The following is a 20,995-nucleotide window of genomic DNA, read 5'->3' on the forward strand; positions in this document are numbered from 1 at the left end:
GTTCTGATCTGAAAGCGTGCAAAAAGGGCATCAAATGATGCCCTTTTATTGCGCATTGCGTCAAATGTTATCAGCAATTAGCCGAGAACTTTAGCAACCACGCCCGCGCCAACGGTACGGCCACCTTCACGGATTGCGAAACGCAGACCGTCGTCCATCGCGATTGGGTGGATCAGCGTCACAACCATCTTGATGTTGTCGCCTGGCATTACCATCTCAACGCCTTCTGGCAGTTCGATGGTACCGGTCACGTCAGTTGTACGGAAGTAGAACTGTGGACGGTAGCCTTTGAAGAACGGAGTATGACGGCCGCCTTCGTCTTTAGACAGGATATACACTTCAGATTCGAACTTGGTGTGTGGCTTGATTGAGCCTGGCTTAGCCAGTACCTGACCACGTTCGATTTCTTCACGTTTGATACCACGCAGCAGAACACCTACGTTCTCACCAGCACGGCCTTCGTCCAGCAGTTTGCGGAACATTTCAACGCCAGTACAGGTAGACTTAGCAGTCTCTTTGATACCAACGATTTCAACTTCTTCGCCAACTTTGATGATACCGCGCTCAACACGACCGGTAACAACGGTACCACGACCGGAGATGGAGAATACGTCTTCGATTGGCAGCAGGAACGGCTTATCAATCGCACGCTCTGGTTCTGGGATGTAAGAATCCAGGAAGCCAGCCAGTTCGATGATTTTCGCTTCCCACTCAGCGTCGCCTTCCAGCGCTTTCAGCGCGGAACCACGAACGATTGGGGTGTCGTCGCCTGGGAAATCGTACTGAGACAGCAGTTCACGAACTTCCATCTCTACCAGTTCCAGCAGCTCTTCGTCATCAACCATGTCACATTTGTTCAGGAACACGATGATGTAAGGAACGCCTACCTGACGACCCAGCAGGATGTGCTCACGAGTCTGAGGCATTGGGCCGTCAGTCGCAGCAACAACCAGGATCGCGCCGTCCATCTGCGCAGCACCGGTGATCATGTTTTTAACATAGTCGGCGTGGCCTGGGCAGTCTACGTGCGCGTAGTGGCGAGTCGGGGTGTCGTACTCAACGTGAGAGGTGTTGATGGTGATACCACGAGCTTTTTCTTCTGGCGCGTTATCGATCTGGTCGAATGCACGAGCAGAACCACCGTAGGTTTTAGCCAGAACGGTAGTGATTGCAGCGGTCAGCGTTGTTTTACCATGGTCAACGTGGCCGATAGTACCGACGTTAACGTGCGGTTTTGTACGTTCAAACTTTTCTTTAGACATCGATTGTCCCTCTAAGACACGGATAAATCGGTGATATCACCACATCAACCAGGCGAAATGCCTGAATTGTTGAATACAGTAAAATTGAAACAGAGAGAAACGGGAAGGAGAAGTGAAGTGGTGCTGATACCCAGAGTCGAACTGGGGACCTCACCCTTACCAAGGGTGCGCTCTACCAACTGAGCCATATCAGCACGTATTGGAGCGGGCAGCGGGAATCGAACCCGCATCATCAGCTTGGAAGGCTGAGGTAATAGCCATTATACGATGCCCGCATCCTGAAACTCGGCTACCCAGTTCTTTCTGTAACAAAAAAAGAGATTTCTCTCTTTTTAGGTTCGAGCTGATTCAATTTTCAAACCAGCTCCGGCGGCTTAACGCTGCCAGAAAGTGGTGGTGGGGGAAGGATTCGAACCTTCGAAGTCTGTGACGGCAGATTTACAGTCTGCTCCCTTTGGCCGCTCGGGAACCCCACCGGACTTGATGGTGCCGACTACCGGAATCGAACTGGTGACCTACTGATTACAAGTCAGTTGCTCTACCTACTGAGCTAAGTCGGCATCAAGTAGCGCGCATTCTATGGAGACATGCGCAGTCATGCAACTAAAAAATTGCATAAAACGTTCTTTCGCTCACATTTTATTCGAAACCAGGGTTAACCGCTGTAAATTCATCCACTCAAGGTCAAAAATTCAACATCTACGCCCGATTTACACCACTTATACCGTATCGTGATGACTCCCGCGTAAAGCATCGCTTCCCCATATTTTTTCTTATTATTCCTGTCATCTGGTGTTAACCTCCTGCCCATTGTCCAAAATTAACTATGTTGAGCCCGGACGCGCTGTGTTGTGCTGGCTCACTGAAGCATGCTTATGAGCAAAAAAGAGCAAACGTTAATGACACCTTATCTTCAGTTTAACCGTAGCCAGTGGGCTGCACTGCGTGACTCCGTCCCGATGACGCTGACGGAAGGCGAAATCGCACGGTTAAAGGGGATAAACGAAGATCTGTCGCTGGAAGAAGTGGCAGAAATCTATTTACCACTCTCGCGCTTGCTTAACTTCTATATCAGCTCCAACCTGCGCCGTCAGGCGGTGCTGGAGCAGTTCCTCGGGACGAACGGCCAACGCATTCCTTATATCATCAGCATTGCAGGCAGCGTGGCCGTCGGTAAAAGTACCACCGCACGCGTATTGCAGGCGTTACTGAGCCGCTGGCCAGAACACCGCAGCGTGGAGCTCATCACCACTGACGGTTTCCTGCACCCGAATGAGGTGTTAAAGGAACGCGGGCTAATGAAGAAGAAGGGCTTCCCGCTCTCTTATGATATGCACCGTCTGGTGAAGTTTGTCTCTGACCTGAAATCGGGCGCGCCTAACGTGACGGCTCCGGTCTATTCGCACCTGATCTACGATCGCATCCCGGGTGGAGACAAAACGGTGGTTCAGCCGGATATCCTGATCCTCGAAGGATTAAACGTTCTGCAAAGCGGGATGGATTATCCTCACGATCCCCATCATGTGTTTGTCTCTGACTTCGTCGATTTCTCTATTTATGTCGATGCGCCGGAAGACTTGCTGCAGAACTGGTATATCAACCGCTTCCTGAAGTTCCGTGAAGGCGCGTTCACCGATCCTGACTCCTATTTCCACCACTACGCCCAGCTTTCTGAAGAAGAAGCCATTAATGTGGCGCGAGGGCTGTGGAATGAGATCAACTACGTGAACCTGAAAGAGAACATCCTGCCCACCCGTGAGCGCGCCAGCCTGATCCTCACCAAGAGTGAGAAACACGCTGTCGACCAGATCCGTCTGCGCAAGTAATCACGCAGACATAAAAAAAACCGGCTTAGCGCCGGTTTTTTTATTGATGGATTACGCCATCGGCTTTTCGCCATTCTCATCCTGATCGACCGCGAAGCAGGCAACCAGCTGACCGCCATAATCCTTGAGCTGTGGCTGCAACTGGGTGCACGGGCCAAAGCGGCGACTGCAGCGGGCGTTGAATGCACAGCCTGGAGGCGGATTCAACGGGCTGGGCAATTCACCCGTCAGCTTGATACGCTCGCGACGATCGTCAGGGTTCAGGCGCGGGGTCGCAGACAGCAGCGCCTGGGTGTACGGGTGACGAGGATGAGTAAAGATCTGCTCTTTTGTCCCCTTCTCCACGCAGCGCCCCAGATACATCACCATCACTTCGTCGGCAATGTGCTCCACAACCGACAGGTCGTGCGAAATAAACACGTACGACAGCCCCATGTCCTGCTGCAGATCCATCATCAGGTTCAACACCTGCGCACGCACAGAAACGTCGAGGGCAGATACCGGCTCATCGGCGATGACCACGTCAGGGTCGAGCATCAAACCACGCGCAATTGCGATACGCTGGCGCTGGCCGCCAGAGAACATATGTGGATAACGATCGTAATGCTCGGTCTTCAGGCCCACTTTCGCCATCATCGCCAGCGCTTTTTCACGACGCTGCTCTTTGTTCAGATTGCTGTTAATCAGCAGGGGCTCTTCCAGAATCTGTCCCACTTTTTTACGCGGATTCAACGATCCGTACGGGTTCTGGAACACAATCTGGATTTTCTGACGGCGCAGTTTCTGCGCCTGCGGATCGTGCTTGAGCAGGTCCTGTCCCTGATAATAGAGCTCACCGCCGGTGGGGACTTCAATCATCGTCAGCAAACGACCCAGCGTCGATTTGCCACAGCCTGACTCACCGACCACCGCCAGCGTTTTGCCGCGTTCAAGGGTAAAGGAGACGCCATCCAGCGCTTTCACCAGGCGTTCAGGCGCAAACAGCCCCTTCTTCACCGGATAGTATTTTTTCAGGTCGATAGCCTGCAACAGCGGTTGTTGCTTGGTGGCCTGTTGCGTACTCATAGTGTTGGCCTCCCGGCATCATCGAGTGGGTAGTGGCATTTCGACTGACGACCGTCAGCAAGCAGGTTGAGCTCTGGCTCTTCTGCACGACATTTGTCTGTGGCATACGGACAACGCGGATTAAGCAGGCAGCCCTGCGGTCGGTCATATTTACCCGGTACGACGCCCGGAAGTGATGCCAGGCGCGCTTTGTCCTGGGCAAACTCCGGCAACGCACGCAAAAGCGCCTGCGTATACGGGTGACGCGGCGCGCGGAAAATATCGTGCGAATGTCCAGTCTCGACCACCTGCCCTGCATACATCACGATAATTTTGTGCGCCGCTTCGGCCACCAGCGCCAGGTCATGCGTAATCAGCACCAGCGCCATGTTCTCTTTCTGCTGCAGTTCCAGCAGCAGCTCGATGATCTGCGCCTGGATAGTCACGTCCAGTGCCGTTGTCGGTTCATCCGCAATCAGCAGTTTTGGCCGACAGGCAATCGCCATAGCGATCATCACACGCTGGCTCATCCCACCGGAGAGCTGGTGCGGGTAAACGTCCAGACGCGATGCCGGGTCAGGGATACCGACCTGATTTAGCAGATCGATCGCACGCTGACGCCGGGTCTTCTTATTCCCGCCCTGGTGCACCTTGATGGCTTCCATAATCTGGAATCCCACGGTGTAACAAGGGTTCAGGCTGGTCATTGGGTCCTGGAAGATCATCGCCACTTCCGCACCGACCAGCTGGCGGCGCTGCTTTTCGGAGATACGCTGCAGGTCCTGACCGTTAAACTCCAGACTTTCGGCCATCACACGGCCGGGATAATCAATCAGCCCCATGATGGCCAGTGAACTGACCGACTTACCGGACCCCGACTCACCCACAATGCCGACCACTTCGCCCTGATTTACGCTGTAGCTGATGCGGTCCACGGCGCGAAACGGAGTGCCTTCGTCACCGAAGTGCACCGATAATTTATCTACATTTAATAACGCCATCTCGTGCCTCTTACTGCTTCAGTTTGGGATCAAGTGCATCACGCAGGCCATCACCCATCAGGTTAAATGCCAGCACCGTCAGCAGGATTGCCAGACCCGGGAAGGTCACAACCCACCAGGCGCTTTGGGCGAACTGCAACACATCGGAGAGCATGGTGCCCCACTCCGGTGTTGGCGGCTGCGCACCCATGCCCAGGAAGCCAAGAGCGGCCATATCAAGAATGGCGTTAGAGAAACCGAGCGACGCCTGAACAATCAGCGGCGCCAGGCAGTTCGGGAAGATGTTGACGAACATTTGACGCATCGCGCCAGCACCCGCCACGCGGGAGGCCGTTACGTAGTCGCGGTTTACTTCCACCAGCACCGCCGCACGTGTGAGTCGCACATAGTGGGGAAGCGCCACGAAGGTTAATGCCAGCGCGGCGTTACTGATAGACGGACCAAAAATCGCTACCAGTACCAGCGCCAACAGCAAGCTGGGCAGCGCCAGCATGATATCGACGATACGCATGATGATGTTATCGATAATGCCGCCGAAGTAGCCGGCAACCAGACCGAGTACGATCCCCATAACCAGCGACAACACGACCACCAGGCAGCCGACCAGCAGCGACAGACGCGCACCGTACATCAGACGCGACAGCACATCGCGGCCCACGTCATCGGTACCCAGCAGGTGCGACAGGCTACCGCCGTCCTGCCATGCTGGCGGTGCCAGCAACGCATCACGGAACTGATCCGCCGGGTTATACGGTGCAAGCACGTTGGCAAACACCGCAATCAGGATCATGACAGAGACATAAACCAGTCCCACCACCGCGCCTTTGTTGCGCTTGAAGTAGTGCCAGAATTCCTGCAGCGGCGTCATGGGAACCGGTGCAGTAACCACTTTATTTTCAGAAACGTGTGACATGATGGCCCCTTACTTCTTATGACGAATACGCGGGTTCACCACGCCGTAGAGCAAATCGACCAGCAGGTTGACGAGAATAATCATCGTCGCGACCAGCAATACCCCGCCCTGCACTACCGGATAATCACGGCGCTGCAGTGCGTCAATCAGCCAGCGTCCGAGGCCCGGCCAGGAGAAGATGGTTTCGGTCAGGATCGCCCCCGCCAGCAACGTCCCCACCTGCAGTCCAATAACGGTCACCACCGGCAGCATGGCGTTACGCAGGGCGTGAACGATAATGACGCGCATACGCGTCAGACCTTTGGCGCGTGCGGTGCGAATGTAATCCTCACCCAACACTTCCAGCATTGAAGAACGGGTCATACGCACGATAACCGCCAGAGGAATGGTACCGAGCACCATCGCAGGCAGGATCATATGTGCCACCGCATCAATGAAGTTACCCTCTTCGCCCCAGATAGCCGTATCGATCAGCATGAAACCGGTCAGAGGATTCGTATCATCCAGGAAGACCATATCGCTGACGCGTCCGGAGACCGGCGTCAGGTTTAGCTGCACCGAGACCAGCATGATCAGCATCATGCCCCACCAGAAGATAGGCATGGAGTAACCTGTCAGCGCCAGGCCAACAGCCGTATGGTCGAAAATAGAGCCACGTTTCACGGCGGCCAGGACCCCAACAGGGATACCCACCGCAGTGGCGAAAATCATGGCGCAGACACCAAGCTCCAGTGTCGCTTTAAAACGCGGCACGAACTCGTCCCACACCGGAAGACGGCTTTTCAGCGAAATCCCTAAATCACCGTGCAACACGCCCCAGATATAGTTGAGGTATTGCTGCCACAGTGGTTTGTTCAGGCCAAGCTCAGCCAGCAGCTGTGCATGGCGTTCAGGTGAAATACCACGCTCGCCCGCCATAATCATTACCGGGTCGCCGGGGATCATATGGACGAAGGCAAAAGTGAGAAGGGTGATACCGATAAACGTGGGGATAACAAGTCCCAGACGTCGGAGGATGAACTGCAACATAACCCGGATTCTCTCTGATGACGTACAACCAGTTGGCGTGACGTCTGTATTGCTCACAAATGTAAATTCCCTCTCTCTTCAGGAGAGGATTAGGGTGAGGGAATGCATGCACGCCCTCACCCCTGCCCTCTCCGTAAAGGAGAGGGAGAACACCCTACTTATTATTCAACAGAGACGTTTTCGAAGTGGTGTTTGCCCAGTGGATCAACCACGTAGCCCTTCACTTCTTTACGCACTGGTTCGTACACGGTGGAGTGAGCCACAATCAGAGCCGGAGCCTGATCGTGCATCACAACCTGAGCCTGTTTGTACAGCTCGATACGTTTGTTGTGATCGTCGGTCGCACGCGCCGGCTGGATCAGGTCTTCAAACGGCTTATAGCACCAGCGAGAGTAGTTAGAACCGTCTTTCGCAGCTGCACAGCTGAACAGGGTAGCGAAGAAGTTGTCCGGATCCCCATTGTCACCGGTCCAGCCCATCATCACCGCCTGATGCTCACCCGCTTTGGCACGCTTCAGATACTCGCCCCACTCATAGGTCACAATCTTGGCCTGAACGCCCACTTTAGCCCAGTCAGCCTGAACCATTTCAGCCATACGGCGTGCGTTCGGGTTATACGGACGCTGTACTGGCATCGCCCACAGCTCAACGGTAAAGCCTTTCTCCTGGCCTGCTTCTTTCAGCAGCGCTTTCGCTTTCTCAGGATCGTAGGTGTAGTCTTTAACGTCGTCGTTATAGCCCCACATGGTTGGTGGGATCAGGTTCTTGGCGGCAACACCCGCGCCCTGATAGACCGCTTTAATGATCGCTTCTTTATTCACCGCATAGGTCAGCGCCTGACGGACTTTCACGTCATCAAACGGTTTCTTCTCGGTGTTGAAGGAGAGGTAACCCACGTTCAGACCAGCCTGCTCCAGCAGGTTGATGTTTTTATCCTGCTTCATGCGCGCGATGTCAGCCGGGTTCGGGTATGGCATGACCTGGCATTCATTTTTCTGCAGTTTTGCGTAACGCACAGAAGCATCAGGCGTGATGGAGAAGACCAGACGGTCGATCTGCGGCTTGGTGCCCCAGAAGCCCGGGAAGGCTTTATACAGAATACGGGAATCTTTCTGGTACTGCAGAAGCTGGAACGGACCGGTACCGATTGGGTTCAGGTCCACTTTCTCCGGGGTGCCGGCTTTCAGCATGTTGTCCGCGTACTCTTTAGACAGAATAGAGGCGAAGTCCATGGCCAGGTCAGCCAGGAATGGTGCTTCCGGACGCGTCAGCACGAACTGAACGGTTTTATCGTCCACTTTTTTCACTTCAGCGATCAGGTCCTGCAGGCCCATCCCTTCGAAGTATTCATAGCTGCCGCCAGACACTTTGTGATACGGGTTCTGAGCGTTTTTCTGACGGTCGAAGGAGAACACAACGTCATCGGCGTTAAAATCGCGCGTTGGTTTGAATTCTTTGTTGTCCTGCCACTTCACGCCCTGGCGCAGGTGGAAGGTATAGGTCTTACCGTCTTCGCTGACGTCCCACTTCTCCGCCAGACCTGGGATCACTTCCGTGGTACCGGTTTTGAATTCAACCAGACGGTTATAGATAGGCACAGAGCTTGCGTCGTAAGTCGTACCAGAGGTAAAGAGCTGTGGGTTAAAGCCTTCCGGCGAGCCTTCAGAACAGTAAACCAGGGTTTTTGCCTGTACGCTTGCTGCCACGGTCATAGCCACCAGGCTCAGACCAAGCTTCAGCATCCCTGACTTCTTCAAGGAAATACTCATTATTCTGCTCCAATGTGATGTTTTGCTTTGTTGTGTTACGCCGCCAGACCTTTATTTATTTTTTACCCGGTCCGGTCGGTGATGCCCGAAGGCGTTTAAGGGATGGAGAATCCTTTCAGAAGAGCGTTTGAGTTGCAGCGCAGATCGTCCCTGAAATGCCCCTCATGCCCTACAATCTGTCAACAGAATGTGAAAACGTCAATACAGGTGACGGGGATTTACGCTGAGTGTGAGAAACCGCAAACAAAGATTAAAAAAACTATGTATGCCAGTTTTCAGCAGGGAAATTTATGCTACTCGCTATGTTGCAGCACAATTATCTTCATATTTCGCAACAATCAGTGATTAACTTTTATTCAGATCGGGTAAATTTTCTTGCAGAACGGTGATTATCTGAGCACTAAATACCGCGAACGTTAAAACGCACAGCGAAAAATGCTGAGGTTATCCATAAGCAACGCGAAAAAAGATCAATCTATATATAAAAAAATACAATGGATTATGTCACAAAATCGTTAACAGACAGGAAGAAGGCGGGATAAGGGGCGTTTTGGTGAATCAGGATGAGTAAGCTGCTAATGCAAAAAGGGCTAACCTTGCGGTTAGCCCTTCTTTAAATGTGGTCGGCGAGAGAGGATTCGAACCTCCGACCCACTGGTCCCAAACCAGTTGCGCTACCAAGCTGCGCTACTCGCCGAATGCGGAGCGCATCTTACTGCTGAGGTGCGCCCCCGTCAATCCCTTAAATTAAAAAAGCCCTTCAACTGGCGATATTCTCGCCAGACGCGTTACTGCGCGGCTTTCGCCTTGCTATCAGGGAGTTTGCACCAGTTGTTATTTTCGTTGATACCGCCGTCAGGAGAGGTGTAACCCAGGCAACCCAAAATGGTGTCGTACAGTTCAACGTGACGACGCGGCACCTTCATGTCTGCCTCTTTTTTCAGGTGGGCAAACATCTTCGCTTTCTCCGGATCTTCGAGGTACTTGTCCGACATCCACACCATCATGGGCACGCGGAACTGTTCCGGAGGAGCCATATTACGTGGCGTACCATGCAGGTGCTCAAATTCATTAATTGACTCACCGTGATCCGCTGCATAGAACACAATCGCTTTCTTATCGCGTACCTGGTCAATCACCGAATCGATAAAGTGATCCACATACAACACTGAGTTATCGAAAGAGTTAATCAACTGGTCTTTAGTACAGTCTTTATCCACACCAATACATTCCGGCGTCCACCTGGCAAAGCTACGCGGATAACGTTGGGTGTAATTAAAGTGCGATCCCTTGGTATGCAGAATAATCATATGCTTACCATCAGGATTTCCATTAAGAGAGAGCTTCATCTCATCAATCAGCAACATATCATCGACAGACTTGCCACGGTTACGTGGTTCCGCACCGATTTGCTCACGATAGGCAATGTTCTGCGCCATGGTGTTACTGTAGAACCACATCTCGCTTTGCATTGCATACAGAGCGGAAGTAAAGCCGAGCTGGTGAAGCACCGAGAAGACATTTTGCTCTTTCAGTGTTCGCTGCGGGTTATCGCTCGCTCCACCCTCGCGCACAAACATGCAGCGTAAGGAGAGCTTGGTGGCGGTATCACAGGAGTAACCGCGATAGGCAACCAGGTTTTTCTCCTGAGCCAGTTTAGGCGTGGTATCACGGTCATAACCCAGAATGCCCATATGATCCCAGCGTGTCGTTTCACCAATGATAAAGACGACATAGGTATCATCGATATCTTTTGGCGCGTCATAGGTAAATTTCTTTGCCGGGTTCAACAACGATTTGTTATCAGAGGATTCGTCCACCTGTGCCCAGGCATACAGCCCCAGAGCGGAAATCCAGTTTGACGGCAAATAAGAATTTGCAACCACACCACCGTAGCTTGGCATGTCCACGCCAGACGTACGCTCATAATTTTTCTGCTTCACTTCCAGCAGGCGAATCGGCCCCCAGACCATCAACCCAGCGAGCAGCACAATCGCGACACTTCTGAAACGTTTCCCCGGCGTGCGAATCTGGTGTACCAGCGTGTACCGGCAGCGGTTGCTCCAGATGAGCAGCAGAGGCAAGGTACTGACTGCCACCAGCCAGAGAATAAAGTGCAGACCAACGACCTCTTTAGAGAGATCTATATCCGTCGTCATCACCGAAGCAATAATGCCGTAGCCAATGACAACGTTCATAAAAGTCATGTAATAACTGGCACCAGCGGAGCACAGCACAATAAACGTTGCCAGTACTCGCCATACGCGGCGGCCAAACAGGGTGAGAACCCGGAATAAAAAGAAGGTGACCAGTACAGCAGCGACCAATTCGACAACCGCTGCAACTCCTTTCCAGACGGTAAAATCGTGCGCGTATCCGTCAAACCGACGGAAAAAAACAGCGCCATTCATAAACAGGCCGATGTACAACGCCAGCAAAAAGCAGAGCTTTTGTTGCGCCATCGATTTAATGTATTTCATGCAAGCTACCCGGAAAAAGGGACGGTACCACCGCCCACTCGGTATTAAAAGTAGGCAGATTAGATATACGCTCAGGGGATCGTTAATCAGAAACGTCTACAAGCGTGGTAAGTAGACCACAGGGATGGGAAAAAGTGGCAACAGAGAATGTGATCGGTGCAGTTATTTACAAAAAAGCAAATCCTGAAACCGACGTTTTCATCTAAGCCTCAGTTTTTAAGATAATAAAAAGGCCGGATAACCGGCCTTTTTTTGTTGTCGTCAGGCATGCGCTTCGTTAAAGACTTCACGCTGCGGCTGGCGAATGGTGGTCGACAAGGCCAGCGAGATTATCAGCAAAGCAAATATCACGCAGAAGGTTACATAGAACCCACCGAACAGCGAGGCGATTAACGAGCCGCAAATACTGCCGATGCCAAAGCCCAGATAGATAACACCGTAGTTTTTCGCCAGATTGTTCAGGCCGAAGAACTCACTGACCAGCGACGGGAAGACTGTAATCGTGCCGCCGAAATTAAAGGCCACACAGGCAATTGCGGCGAAGAACGTGGCTTCGTTCAGTGGGGCAAACAACAGCGCCGCCATCCCCACCAGCGAGACAACCTGCCCGATGGTAATCACGCGGATACGGGCAATTTTGTCAGACAGAATCCCGAGCACCAGACGGCCAGAGAGGTTGGCAATGGAGATGACGGTGACCGCATTCGCCGCTGTTGCCGCATCCAGTTTCACCATTCCCTGAGCAATATCTTTCGCCACCCCAATCACATACAGACCGCTCATGCAGGCTGTCAGAAACATGACCGCCAGCATCCAGTACTGTGGTTGACGCATAGACTGCGCGAGGGTGAAATCATTCTCCACCACACCGTTAACGGTTTTCACTTCCTGCTGCGGCGCATCTTTCATCAGCGTGGCGCCGAACAGGATCATGACCAGAACGATAGCGCCCCAGATCATGAACGTTTTTTCGAGCCCCACGGAAGCAAGCAGGTGGGAATCGATAAATTTAAAACCGAGGCTCCCCAGGCCATAGGACCCGATGGCAAACGCAGAGATTAAACCTTTACGTTCCGGGAACCACTTCACACAGTTTGACAGGGTCAGCAGATAACCTGCACCGTCGGCAAGTCCCACCAGCACCCCGGCGCTCAGCCACAGCATCATCAGGTTGCTGGAATGCGCCGTCAGGAAAAAGCCCACGCCCAACAAGATACCGGATGCCATCGTCACCCGCTTCACGCCGAATCGCTCCTGCAATTTTCCCGCGACGGAAGATGAAAGCGCCAGCCCGAGGCTCAGCAAGCCGAAGGAGAACGCCACCTGGCTGACCGGTGCACCAAGCTTATCGGAAAGTGCACTGTTAAACAGGCTCCAGGTATAGACCGACCCCAGCGCAAACTGGGTCACGATGGTGCCAAAAAGCGTTAGCCAGCGCGTACGGTTGTAAGTTGATGTGTTCATGGCAGTTGTCCTGCAAGAGAAAGTAAGGGAATTCGCTGAGGACAACGATAAACAAAACCTTAATATGCCTGGGGTAAAACGGCATGAAATGCAGGAGGAATGGAATGAAATGCCATAAATCGGGAATGAATGACCTTGCCGGGGAATGAAGCGACAGCATGTTAGTGACTGCTATCTCTACAACCCCCACGGCTATTGTATTCAGGATGTTATCGGCACGTTTAAAAAAGTAACAACCTTAAAAATTAGCGCTCACGCCCAGGGTGTACATAAACTCCTCACCCGTGGTGGTGTATTCCCCTTGTGCCAACGACGCATAGGCCGCCATATGCGTGTTAAACGGAATATCCGTTCCGACGGTTACATCCATCCAGTTGCCGCTTTGCGTCGGTGCCGGCGTCTGTGGCATCCCAAACTGGGATTTCCACTGGTTTTCACCAAACTGCTGGTTATAGCTTATCTGCGCCCACGGGCGAAGCTCGCCGTACTGTGTATCCACGCGCCAGCCGAGCGTGCTGACACTGGCATGCCAGAGTGGGTCGGTAAGCCCCTGCGTCGTCGCGCTGTCACCAAATTCGTTGATCATCATCGGTGCCGTGCCGTCATAACGCCATGCCATCACCGGACCGGTCGTGATACGCCCTGACACCGGAATGTTCCAGCCCACGCTCATGGCCCCTGCCGGCGTGGAACCCGACGGTAAACTCAGCGCAAGTCCAGGGGCATTTTGTGAGGACTGAATCCGCTCGGCGAGAATATCCTCATAACGCGGTTGGTGATCCGCATCCCATGTATAGCGTTCCGCCGTATTACTTTGGGCGTCTGAAACGATATATTCCTGTTGCCAGGCAAATGCTGTATTACAAAAAAACAGACAGGCTGAAATCCCCGCCAGGCCAGAAACAGCATGGCGACCACTGATTTTTTTTATCATCATCAAAGCGACTCCAGAGAGAGCCGAATTCGGCGATATTTGTCATTGTTTAGGAAGAGTTTTGCGGGCATATGGCCCTGTATTAACTATTGTCTTTATAGTAGACACGTCAAGCCTGACAGAATGAAAATTTTGCGATAACCGTTTCATTAAGGGAGATAACCGATGCAGCGTTGCGGTTGGGTAAGCCAGGATCAGCTTTATATCGACTATCACGATCGGGAATGGGGCGTACCGGAGACAGAAGGGAAAAAGCTTTTTGAGATGATCTGCCTGGAAGGTCAACAGGCGGGCTTGTCATGGATTACGGTGCTTAAGAAACGGGAAAACTATCGTAATGCTTTCCATCAGTTCGATCCGGTCGCCGTCGCTGCCATGACCGAGGATGATGTGGAACGGCTGGTCCAGGATGCAGGCATCATCCGCCATCGCGGTAAGATCCAGGCCATCATTGGTAACGCGCGCGCTTATCTGGCGATGGAGCAAAACGGAGAACCGTTCTCAGAATTTGTCTGGACGTTTGTGAACAATACGCCGCAAATTACCCAGGCCGCCACGCTCGCGGAAATCCCGGCCTCCACCCCGGCGTCGGATGCGCTCTCTAAGGCGCTGAAAAAACGCGGCTTTAAATTTGTCGGCTCCACCATCTGTTACGCCTTTATGCAGGCCTGTGGCCTGGTCAACGACCACGTTACCGGCTGCGTCTGTCATCCAGGGAGGCACCATGATCCGCAAATGGGAAAGTGATAATGCCGGGCCACTCCTGAGTCTGTGGCTTGAAAGCACCACGGAGGCGCACCCGTTTATCAGCGCAAGCTACTGGAAAGAGAACGAAGGTATGGTGCGGGATGTTTACCTGCCCGCCGCCGAAACCTGGGTATGGGAAGAAAATGGAATGCTGCGCGGCTTTATCAGCGTCATGCAGTCCCAGTTTGTGGGCGCGCTGTTTGTCTCAACTGACTTTATTGGTCGGGGGATTGGGCGTGCGCTGCTGAACCATGTTCAACAGCGCTTCCCGTATTTAAGCCTGGAGGTCTACCAGAAAAATGTCCGGGCGGTGAATTTCTATCATGCACAGGGTTTTCGCATTGAAGACAGCGCCTGGCAGGATGACACTCAGCACCCAACGTGGATCATGAGCTGGCAGGCGGATCAAACGCCGTGAGCGTAAGCTCGGGTCCCTGATATTTCTCGACCCAGGCCAGCGCCGTGTTCCCCGCGCAGCCATTCCCCAGCTTCGAGCTGGGGAGATCTTTGGTCAGAACGTTTACTGCACCGTTTTTACAAATACCGCCTTCGCTCGGCTCCAGGTCTGGCCATGCCCCCTGGTGAATGCAGATAACGCCAGGTTTAATCCCGTCGCTCACTACCGCCCCTGCCAGCACCTGGCCACGCTGATTCCAGACGCGAACCACGTCACCGTCAACGATCCCACGCGCGCGCGCATCTTCGCTGTTCAGGGTCACGGGCTCTCGCCCGGCAACCGCATACCGCTCGCGCAGTGATGAATAGTTAAGCTGGCTGTGCAGGCGATGGGCAGGATGGGCCGATAACACCTGCAGTTGTTCCGGCTGGGCATTACCGTGCCACTCGTCCGGCTCAAGCCACGTTGGATGCGCCGGACAGTCGGCATACTTAAATTGGGCGATACGCTCGCTGTAGATCACAATCTTCCCGCTCTCGGTTTTCAGCGGATGGTTCTCCGGGTCGCGGCGGAAATCGGCGAAGCGAACAAACTGCGCATTCTGTTCGCTCTCCGGCATCTCAATAATCTGGTTCGCTTCCCAGAACTGTGCAAATGGCGGCAGCGTCACGCCCTGCGGGGCCCCGCGCTGACCTGCAATCTGGTAGAACGTCTCCAGCCACTGCAAATCCGTTTTGCCCTCGGTAAAACGCTCGCGCCCCCCCGTTTCCCACAACTCGCTCAGCTCAGCAAACACCTCAAAATCATCACGCGCCTCATCACGCGGCGCCACGACGCGCTTCATCGGTACCATATGCTGATTGCTGTAGTCACCGGTCATAGTGAGGTCGTTACGCTCAAACGAGGTGGTCGCCGGCAGCACAATATCGGCATGTTTGGCTGAGGCGGTCCAGAAGCATTCTGAGATAACCACCAGTTCTGGCTTCTGCCAGGCGCGGATCAGGCGATTCGTGTCCTGGTGATGAGTAAAGTTCGCGCCGCCGGCCCACCAGACAAACCGGATATCCGGAAAGTGGCGATCCAGACCGTTATGCTGATAAAACCCGCCCGGGTTTTCCAGGGCTTCAACAATGCGCGCCACCGGGATTTTATCCACGGCATCTACACCGCCCTGAACCGAGCCCTGCAGAGAAGCCAGCACTGCCGCTTTGCGGGTCGGGTTGCCGCCATTGGCGAAGTGATAAGAGAGACCAAACCCACCGCCCGGCGTACCAATCTGCCCGAGCATGGCGGCCAGCGTCACGAGCATCCAGTGTTTCTGCTCACCGAACTGCTGGCGCTGCATCCCCCATCCGGACATTAACATCGTGGTGTTTTGGTGGAATAACGCTGCCAGTTCACGCAGTTTGGCCGCAGGAACCCCACAAATCTCTGCCGCCCACTCTGCCGTTTTGGCCATACCGTCTGTATTGCCCGTCAGATAGTCGGCGAAGTTGTCAAAACCGGTGGTACAGCGTGCGAGGAACCCGGTATCGTGCCAGCCGTTCTCCACCAGCGTATGGGCAATGCCCAGCATCATCGCCACGTCGGTGCCCATATGCGGGGCAATCCACTCGGCGCTGTCGCCGAAGAAGTCCATGGTTTCAGAGCGCATCGGGTCAATGCAGATAATGCGCTTGCCGCTTTTACGCAGCGCATCGAAATACGGGATCCCCTGCTCGTCACTGGCATTCCACGCGATTTTCAGGGTGTTGAGCGGGTTGGCGCTCCACAGCACCACCACATCGGTGTGCTCCAGCACCAGCGGCCAGCTGGTCTGCTGCTGATACACTTCGTTACCGCCCACCACGTAGGGCATGATCGCCTGCGCTGCGCCGGTGGAGTAATCCCCAAGATGCCCGGTATACCCCCCGGCCAGACTCATATAGCGCTGCAGTAACGTCGAAGCCTTATGCAGCACGCCATTTGAACGCCAGCCGTAAGATCCGGCAAAAATGGACGACGGGCCATACGTGTCGCGAATACGTTTGTGCTGCGCATGGATCAGCGCCAGCGCGTCATCCCAGCTCACCCGGACAAACTCATCCTGACCACGAATACCCTGCGGCTTGTCTGGCGACGCCAGAAATCCTTTACGCACCATCGGCCAGCGCACGCGCGTTTTGCTGTGCACCTGATCGCGAACGACGGTCTGTAAAGAGTTGGGATGTTGCGTTGGCAATGCCCCGCGAGACGACAGAACATTTTCGCCATCGGTTTCGACCAGCATCGGCCCCCAGTGGGCGGCGGTCAGAATCGTTTTTGTTGAGGTGCTCAAGCGTGCGCTCCTGGTTGCGTGCAGGTTTTACGGCCTTCTTAGTGAGGCAGTTTATGGTTTGTCACAAATTTCAGAGTTATACCCGGAATTTTCTCCGTATCTGGACGTCATAATCAACTGCCACGCGCGTCGTGGCAAAGAATAAAAAGGATTAAGGAAATAAGATGAAAAAACGCGTATTCGTTATTGCCGCTCTGGTGAGCGGTGCACTGGCTGTTTCTGGCTGCACAACAAACCCTTACACCGGTGAAAGCGAAGCAGGTAAATCCGGCATCGGCGCGGGTCTCGGCTCGCTGGTAGGGGCCGGTGTGGGCGCACTCTCCTCCTCCAAGAAAGACCGCGGCAAAGGCGCGTTAATTGGCGCAGCGGCAGGTGCAGCCCTGGGCGGCGGCGTGGGTTATTACATGGATGTGCAGGAAGCAAAACTGCGCGACAAAATGAAAGGCACCGGCGTGAGCGTGACGCGCAGCGGCGATAACATCATCCTGAATATGCCAAACAACGTCACCTTCGACAGCAGCAGCGCAACGCTGAAACCAGCAGGGGCGAACACCCTGACCGGCGTGGCAATGGTGCTGAAAGAGTACAACAAGACCGCGGTGAATGTGATCGGTTATACCGACAGCACCGGCAGCCAGGATCTGAATATGCGCCTGTCTCAGCAGCGTGCCGATTCTGTGGCCAGCTCGCTGATCACGCAGGGCGTTGCAGCAAACCGCATCCGTACCAGCGGCATGGGCCCTGCAAACCCTATCGCCAGCAACAGCACGGCGGAAGGCAAAGCGCAGAACCGTCGCGTTGAGATTACCTTAAGCCCAATTCAGTAAGGGCTGCCCCCCTCTTCCAGGGGGAGAGGGGGATAGGGCATCATGCCGCCACGTCGGCATGAACCGCTTGCCATCGCTAATTTTCCCGCTAAGGTGTTCTCACTCACTTCAGGGAATTCAGCGATGAGCAAACCAACACGGGCCACAATCAGCGACGTGGCGAAAGCCGCCAAAACCGGTAAAACCAGCATTTCACGCTACCTCAACGGCGAGAAACATCTGCTGTCCGATGCGTTGCTCGCTCGTATTGAACAGGCTATTGCCGATCTCGACTACCGCCCGAGCCTTATGGCGCGCGGGCTCAAACGGGGTCGTACCCGTCTTATCGGGCTTATCATCGCCGATATCACCAATCCCTACTCCGTTAACGTATTGAGCGGAATTGAAGCCGCCTGTCGCGAAAAGGGCTTTACGCCGCTGGTCTGTAACACCAACAACGAAGTCGATCAGGAGCTGCATTACCTGGATCTGCTGCGCAGCTATCAGGTCGAAGGGATTGTGGTGAATGCCGTGGGCATGCGTGAAGAGGGCTTAAACCGCCTGCAGCAATCCTCCCTGCCGATGGTTCTCATCGACCGCAAAATCCCGGAATTCGCCTGCGATGTCGTCGGGCTGGATAACACTCAGGCGGCGACAACCGCCACTGAGCATCTGATTGAACAGGGCTTTGAAGCCATCCTGTTTCTGAGCGAACCTCTGGGCATGGTCAACACCCGTCGTGAGCGACTGAGCGCGTTTCGTGCCACGCTGGAGCGTTACCCCGGCGTGATTGCCGAGAATGCCGAAACGCCCCTCCACGAAGCCGATCAGCTCGACAATACCCTGCGGCAGTTCCACACCCGCCATCGCGGAATGCGTAAAGCCGTTATCTCTGCCAACGGGGCGCTGACCCTGCAGGTCGCCCGCTCGCTTAAGCGCATCGGCCTGCACTGGGGAAGCGATATCGGTCTGCTGGGGTTCGACGAACTCGAGTGGGCAGAACTGGCTGGCGTCGGGATCACCACCCTCAAACAACCCACCTGGCAGATTGGCTATGCCGCTGTTGAACAAGTGGTTCGTCGTATTGAAGGCACCAGCGATGCCGTTCGCGAACAGGTATTTTCCGGCGAGTTGATTGTTCGCGGCTCCACCGCCCGTTAATTTTCCCTTGTGATACCGATCATAAATTCAACATCCTGACCTTTTCTTTGGAACCGGTTCCATCTAGCGTAATAGTATTGATGTATTGCGATGGAGTCCGACGATGGGCAGAAAAATCATGGTGGTCACCGCCGCGTATGGCGCGGAACAGGTGCGACAGGCAGGTGGTCAACGGGCAATGCTGCCCGTCATTGCGGGCGCGGGTGCCGACGGCGTCGAGATCCGCCGCGAGCTGTTCAACAGCGAAGAGCTGCTGGCGCTGCCCGCGCTGGGTGAATCCATTGAGCTGCTGGGCCTGCTGGCATGCTACTCCGCCCCTGCGGCCCTGTTTATGCCCGATGGCGCCCTCAACCCTGACCTGCCCCGTTATCTCAGCGAAGCCAGTACCCTGAATGCGCTGTGGCTCAAGGTCTCGCTGGGTCATTTCAGCGACACCCAGCCGCTTCACGCCCTGCGTGCCCTGCTCGATGAAAGCGGTATGGCCCTGGTGGTGGAAAACGACCAGACCGACTGCGGCCAGCTTGCGCCGATGCAGCGCTTCAAAGCCGCCTGCCGGGACATGGCGCTGCCCGTCACGCTGACGTTCGACATGGGCAACTGGCTGTGGGTGGGCGACTCCCCGGAAGAAGCCGCGCGCCATCTGGCCTCCGCAGTGAGCTATATCCACGTTAAAGCCGCCGTGCCGCATAAAGAAAATTTCCGCGCCGTGGCGCCGGATCGGGCCGATGCGCGCTGGCTGGATCTGCTTTGTCAGCTGCCCGCCGATGCCCCGCGTGGTATCGAGTTCCCGCTGGAAGGGGCGGATTTAACCGCCGTCACCCGTCATTACGTAAACCTGCTGCGTGAGGAGTAAACCATGCACAAGACGCTGGATGTGATCACTATCGGCGAAGCCATGGCGATGTTTGTCGCCACCGAAACGGGCGACCTGAGTACGGTGGAGCACTTTATCAAACGCGTGGCGGGGGCTGAGCTGAACGTCGCGACCGGCCTGGCGCGCCTGGGTCTGAATGTCGGCTGGGTCAGCCGCGTGGGTGATGACAGCTTTGGCCATTTCGTTCTCGATTCGTTGAAAAAAGAGGGCATTGATGCTTCCGGCGTCACCCTCGATGGACGCTTCCCGACCGGTTTCCAGCTTAAATCGAAAGTCGAAAATGGAACCGATCCCATTGTGGAGTATTTCCGTAAAGGGTCTGCGGCGAGCCACCTCTCAGTCGAGGATTACCACGCCCACTATTTCGCCTCCGCACGCCATCTGCATCTGAGCGGCGTGGCGGCCGCGCTTTCTGCCAGCTCGTATGCATTACTGGATCATGCCGCAACCACCATGAAGGCTCAGGGGAAAACGATCTCATTCGATCCTAACCTGCGCCCGGTACTGTGGAAAAGCGAAGCGGAAATGGTCGAGAAGCTGAATCGTCTGGCGTTTCAGGCTGACTGGGTTCTGCCGGGCGTGAAAGAAGGCATGATCCTGACCGGTAAAAACACCCCTGAAGGGATTGCCGATTTTTACCTTAACAAAGGGGTAAAAGCGGTGGTGCTGAAAACCGGCGCCGATGGCGCCTGGTTTAAAACGGCTAACGGCGAGCAAGGCGCAGTCGCGGCCGTGAAGGTTGATAACGTGGTTGATACCGTCGGCGCTGGCGATGGTTTTGCCGTGGGAGTCATTAGTGCCCTGCTGGAAGGCAAACCGCTGCAGCAGGCCGTCGCCCGGGGCAATAAAATTGGCTCGCTGGCAATCCAGGTGCAGGGCGACAGTGAAGGATTACCGACCCGCGCACAGCTGAACGAATAAATTCCGTTTCCCTCCCCCTCTCCTCAGGTAGGTCAGGGGGAAACAAAACA

At 54.5% G+C, this 20,995-nt stretch carries 17 protein-coding genes and 5 tRNA genes; 7 read left to right on the forward strand and 15 right to left on the reverse strand.

Annotation, left to right across the window (positions count from 1 at the left end; all coding sequences use genetic code 11):
• Positions 1-77: 77 nt before the first annotated feature.
• The 5 genes from tuf to AM410_RS05795 form a co-directional block, all read right to left on the reverse strand.
• Positions 78-1,262 (reverse strand): elongation factor Tu, encoded by a 1,185-nt coding sequence (tuf, locus tag AM410_RS05775; protein WP_014830236.1) that lies wholly within the window; start codon positions 1,260-1,262, stop codon positions 78-80.
• A 118-nt stretch (positions 1,263-1,380) separates the two neighbouring features.
• Positions 1,381-1,456 (reverse strand) — tRNA-Thr (locus AM410_RS05780).
• A gap of 6 nt (positions 1,457-1,462) precedes the next feature.
• Positions 1,463-1,537: transfer RNA gene (locus tag AM410_RS05785), tRNA-Gly, on the reverse strand.
• 116 nt (positions 1,538-1,653) lie between these two features.
• A tRNA-Tyr gene (locus tag AM410_RS05790) sits at positions 1,654-1,738 on the reverse strand.
• An 8-nt stretch (positions 1,739-1,746) separates the two neighbouring features.
• Positions 1,747-1,822 (reverse strand) — tRNA-Thr (locus tag AM410_RS05795).
• A 315-nt stretch (positions 1,823-2,137) separates the two neighbouring features.
• Here AM410_RS05795 and coaA point away from each other — a divergent pair.
• Positions 2,138-3,088: a type I pantothenate kinase gene (coaA, locus tag AM410_RS05800; RefSeq protein ID WP_025206418.1), complete on the forward strand. Its 951-nt coding sequence runs from the start codon at positions 2,138-2,140 to the stop codon at positions 3,086-3,088.
• Between the two features lie 51 nt (positions 3,089-3,139).
• Here coaA and dppF read toward each other — a convergent pair whose 3' ends face one another.
• The 9 genes from dppF to AM410_RS05850 form a co-directional block, all read right to left on the reverse strand.
• The gene (gene dppF / locus AM410_RS05805; RefSeq protein WP_108647632.1) at positions 3,140-4,153 is read right to left on the reverse strand and encodes a dipeptide ABC transporter ATP-binding subunit DppF; all 1,014 of its coding nucleotides are present in this window, start codon (positions 4,151-4,153) and stop codon (positions 3,140-3,142) included.
• On the reverse strand, positions 4,150-5,133 hold the full coding sequence (gene dppD / locus AM410_RS05810; protein ID WP_014168148.1) for a dipeptide ABC transporter ATP-binding protein: 984 nt from the start codon (positions 5,131-5,133) through the stop codon (positions 4,150-4,152). The genes dppF and dppD overlap by 4 nt, the downstream gene beginning before the upstream one ends.
• Positions 5,134-5,143: 10 nt before the next feature.
• The gene (gene dppC, locus AM410_RS05815) at positions 5,144-6,046 is read right to left on the reverse strand and encodes a dipeptide ABC transporter permease DppC (RefSeq protein WP_014168147.1); all 903 of its coding nucleotides are present in this window, start codon (positions 6,044-6,046) and stop codon (positions 5,144-5,146) included.
• A gap of 9 nt (positions 6,047-6,055) precedes the next feature.
• Positions 6,056-7,075 carry a dipeptide ABC transporter permease DppB gene (gene dppB, locus AM410_RS05820; protein ID WP_020882632.1) on the reverse strand — a complete coding sequence of 340 codons (1,020 nt, stop codon included), beginning with the start codon at positions 7,073-7,075 and terminating at the stop codon, positions 6,056-6,058.
• Between the two features lie 161 nt (positions 7,076-7,236).
• On the reverse strand, positions 7,237-8,844 hold the full coding sequence (gene dppA, locus AM410_RS05825) for a dipeptide ABC transporter periplasmic-binding protein DppA (protein WP_014168145.1): 1,608 nt from the start codon (positions 8,842-8,844) through the stop codon (positions 7,237-7,239).
• 620 nt (positions 8,845-9,464) lie between these two features.
• Positions 9,465-9,541, reverse strand: a tRNA-Pro gene (locus AM410_RS05835).
• A gap of 91 nt (positions 9,542-9,632) precedes the next feature.
• Positions 9,633-11,324, reverse strand: coding sequence for a kdo(2)-lipid A phosphoethanolamine 7''-transferase (gene eptB, locus AM410_RS05840; RefSeq protein ID WP_032679360.1), 1,692 nt, complete (start codon positions 11,322-11,324; stop codon positions 9,633-9,635).
• A 261-nt stretch (positions 11,325-11,585) separates the two neighbouring features.
• On the reverse strand, positions 11,586-12,788 hold the full coding sequence (locus AM410_RS05845) for an L-lactate MFS transporter (protein ID WP_025206420.1): 1,203 nt from the start codon (positions 12,786-12,788) through the stop codon (positions 11,586-11,588).
• A gap of 238 nt (positions 12,789-13,026) precedes the next feature.
• Positions 13,027-13,725: an autotransporter domain-containing protein gene (locus tag AM410_RS05850; RefSeq protein ID WP_020882635.1), complete on the reverse strand. Its 699-nt coding sequence runs from the start codon at positions 13,723-13,725 to the stop codon at positions 13,027-13,029.
• Positions 13,726-13,887: 162 nt separating this feature from the next.
• Between AM410_RS05850 and tag the strand changes: the two genes are divergently transcribed.
• Together tag and AM410_RS05860 are read left to right on the forward strand one after the other, a co-directional pair.
• Entirely contained in the window at positions 13,888-14,469 is a 582-nt protein-coding gene (tag, locus tag AM410_RS05855) for a DNA-3-methyladenine glycosylase I (RefSeq protein WP_014168140.1), read from the forward strand.
• Complete coding sequence (locus AM410_RS05860) at positions 14,447-14,887, forward strand: N-acetyltransferase (protein WP_014168139.1); 441 nt, start codon at positions 14,447-14,449, stop codon at positions 14,885-14,887. The genes tag and AM410_RS05860 overlap by 23 nt, the downstream gene beginning before the upstream one ends.
• Here AM410_RS05860 and AM410_RS05865 read toward each other — a convergent pair.
• On the reverse strand, positions 14,856-17,135 hold the full coding sequence (locus tag AM410_RS05865) for a molybdopterin guanine dinucleotide-containing S/N-oxide reductase (protein WP_236900119.1): 2,280 nt from the start codon (positions 17,133-17,135) through the stop codon (positions 14,856-14,858). The genes AM410_RS05860 and AM410_RS05865 overlap by 32 nt on opposite strands.
• A 212-nt stretch (positions 17,136-17,347) precedes the next feature.
• Here AM410_RS05865 and AM410_RS05870 point away from each other — a divergent pair, with 212 nt between their 5' ends.
• From AM410_RS05870 to AM410_RS05885, 4 genes are all read left to right on the forward strand, one after another.
• Entirely contained in the window at positions 17,348-18,010 is a 663-nt protein-coding gene (locus AM410_RS05870) for an OmpA family lipoprotein (protein ID WP_014168137.1), read from the forward strand.
• A 123-nt stretch (positions 18,011-18,133) separates the two neighbouring features.
• Complete coding sequence (locus AM410_RS05875; protein ID WP_032679356.1) at positions 18,134-19,150, forward strand: LacI family DNA-binding transcriptional regulator; 1,017 nt, start codon at positions 18,134-18,136, stop codon at positions 19,148-19,150.
• Between the two features lie 103 nt (positions 19,151-19,253).
• Positions 19,254-20,003 (forward strand): sugar phosphate isomerase/epimerase family protein, encoded by a 750-nt coding sequence (locus AM410_RS05880; protein ID WP_078775036.1) that lies wholly within the window; start codon positions 19,254-19,256, stop codon positions 20,001-20,003.
• A gap of 3 nt (positions 20,004-20,006) precedes the next feature.
• Positions 20,007-20,945, forward strand: coding sequence for a sugar kinase (locus tag AM410_RS05885; protein WP_014168134.1), 939 nt, complete (start codon positions 20,007-20,009; stop codon positions 20,943-20,945).
• Positions 20,946-20,995: the final 50 nt, after the last annotated feature.

It is taken from the genome of Enterobacter cloacae complex sp. FDA-CDC-AR_0164 (assembly GCF_003071645.1).
Taxonomy (GTDB): Bacteria; Pseudomonadota; Gammaproteobacteria; order Enterobacterales; family Enterobacteriaceae; genus Enterobacter; species Enterobacter ludwigii.

Coding starts and splice junctions, on each gene's coding strand:
- AM410_RS05875 (WP_032679356.1), top strand. CDS start 18,134: ATGAGCAAACCAACACGGGCCACAATCAGCGACGTGGCGAAAGCCGCC.
- tuf (WP_014830236.1), bottom strand. CDS start 1,262: ATGTCTAAAGAAAAGTTTGAACGTACAAAACCGCACGTTAACGTCGGT.
- AM410_RS05860 (WP_014168139.1), top strand. CDS start 14,447: ATGATCCGCAAATGGGAAAGTGATAATGCCGGGCCACTCCTGAGTCTG.
- AM410_RS05880 (WP_078775036.1), top strand. CDS start 19,254: ATGGGCAGAAAAATCATGGTGGTCACCGCCGCGTATGGCGCGGAACAG.
- AM410_RS05885 (WP_014168134.1), top strand. CDS start 20,007: ATGCACAAGACGCTGGATGTGATCACTATCGGCGAAGCCATGGCGATG.
- dppD (WP_014168148.1), bottom strand. CDS start 5,133: ATGGCGTTATTAAATGTAGATAAATTATCGGTGCACTTCGGTGACGAA.
- AM410_RS05845 (WP_025206420.1), bottom strand. CDS start 12,788: ATGAACACATCAACTTACAACCGTACGCGCTGGCTAACGCTTTTTGGC.
- dppC (WP_014168147.1), bottom strand. CDS start 6,046: ATGTCACACGTTTCTGAAAATAAAGTGGTTACTGCACCGGTTCCCATG.
- AM410_RS05850 (WP_020882635.1), bottom strand. CDS start 13,725: ATGATGATAAAAAAAATCAGTGGTCGCCATGCTGTTTCTGGCCTGGCG.
- tag (WP_014168140.1), top strand. CDS start 13,888: ATGCAGCGTTGCGGTTGGGTAAGCCAGGATCAGCTTTATATCGACTAT.
- dppB (WP_020882632.1), bottom strand. CDS start 7,075: ATGTTGCAGTTCATCCTCCGACGTCTGGGACTTGTTATCCCCACGTTT.
- coaA (WP_025206418.1), top strand. CDS start 2,138: ATGAGCAAAAAAGAGCAAACGTTAATGACACCTTATCTTCAGTTTAAC.
- dppF (WP_108647632.1), bottom strand. CDS start 4,153: ATGAGTACGCAACAGGCCACCAAGCAACAACCGCTGTTGCAGGCTATC.
- dppA (WP_014168145.1), bottom strand. CDS start 8,844: ATGAGTATTTCCTTGAAGAAGTCAGGGATGCTGAAGCTTGGTCTGAGC.
- eptB (WP_032679360.1), bottom strand. CDS start 11,324: ATGAAATACATTAAATCGATGGCGCAACAAAAGCTCTGCTTTTTGCTG.
- AM410_RS05865 (WP_236900119.1), bottom strand. CDS start 17,135: ATGCTGGTCGAAACCGATGGCGAAAATGTTCTGTCGTCTCGCGGGGCA.
- AM410_RS05870 (WP_014168137.1), top strand. CDS start 17,348: ATGAAAAAACGCGTATTCGTTATTGCCGCTCTGGTGAGCGGTGCACTG.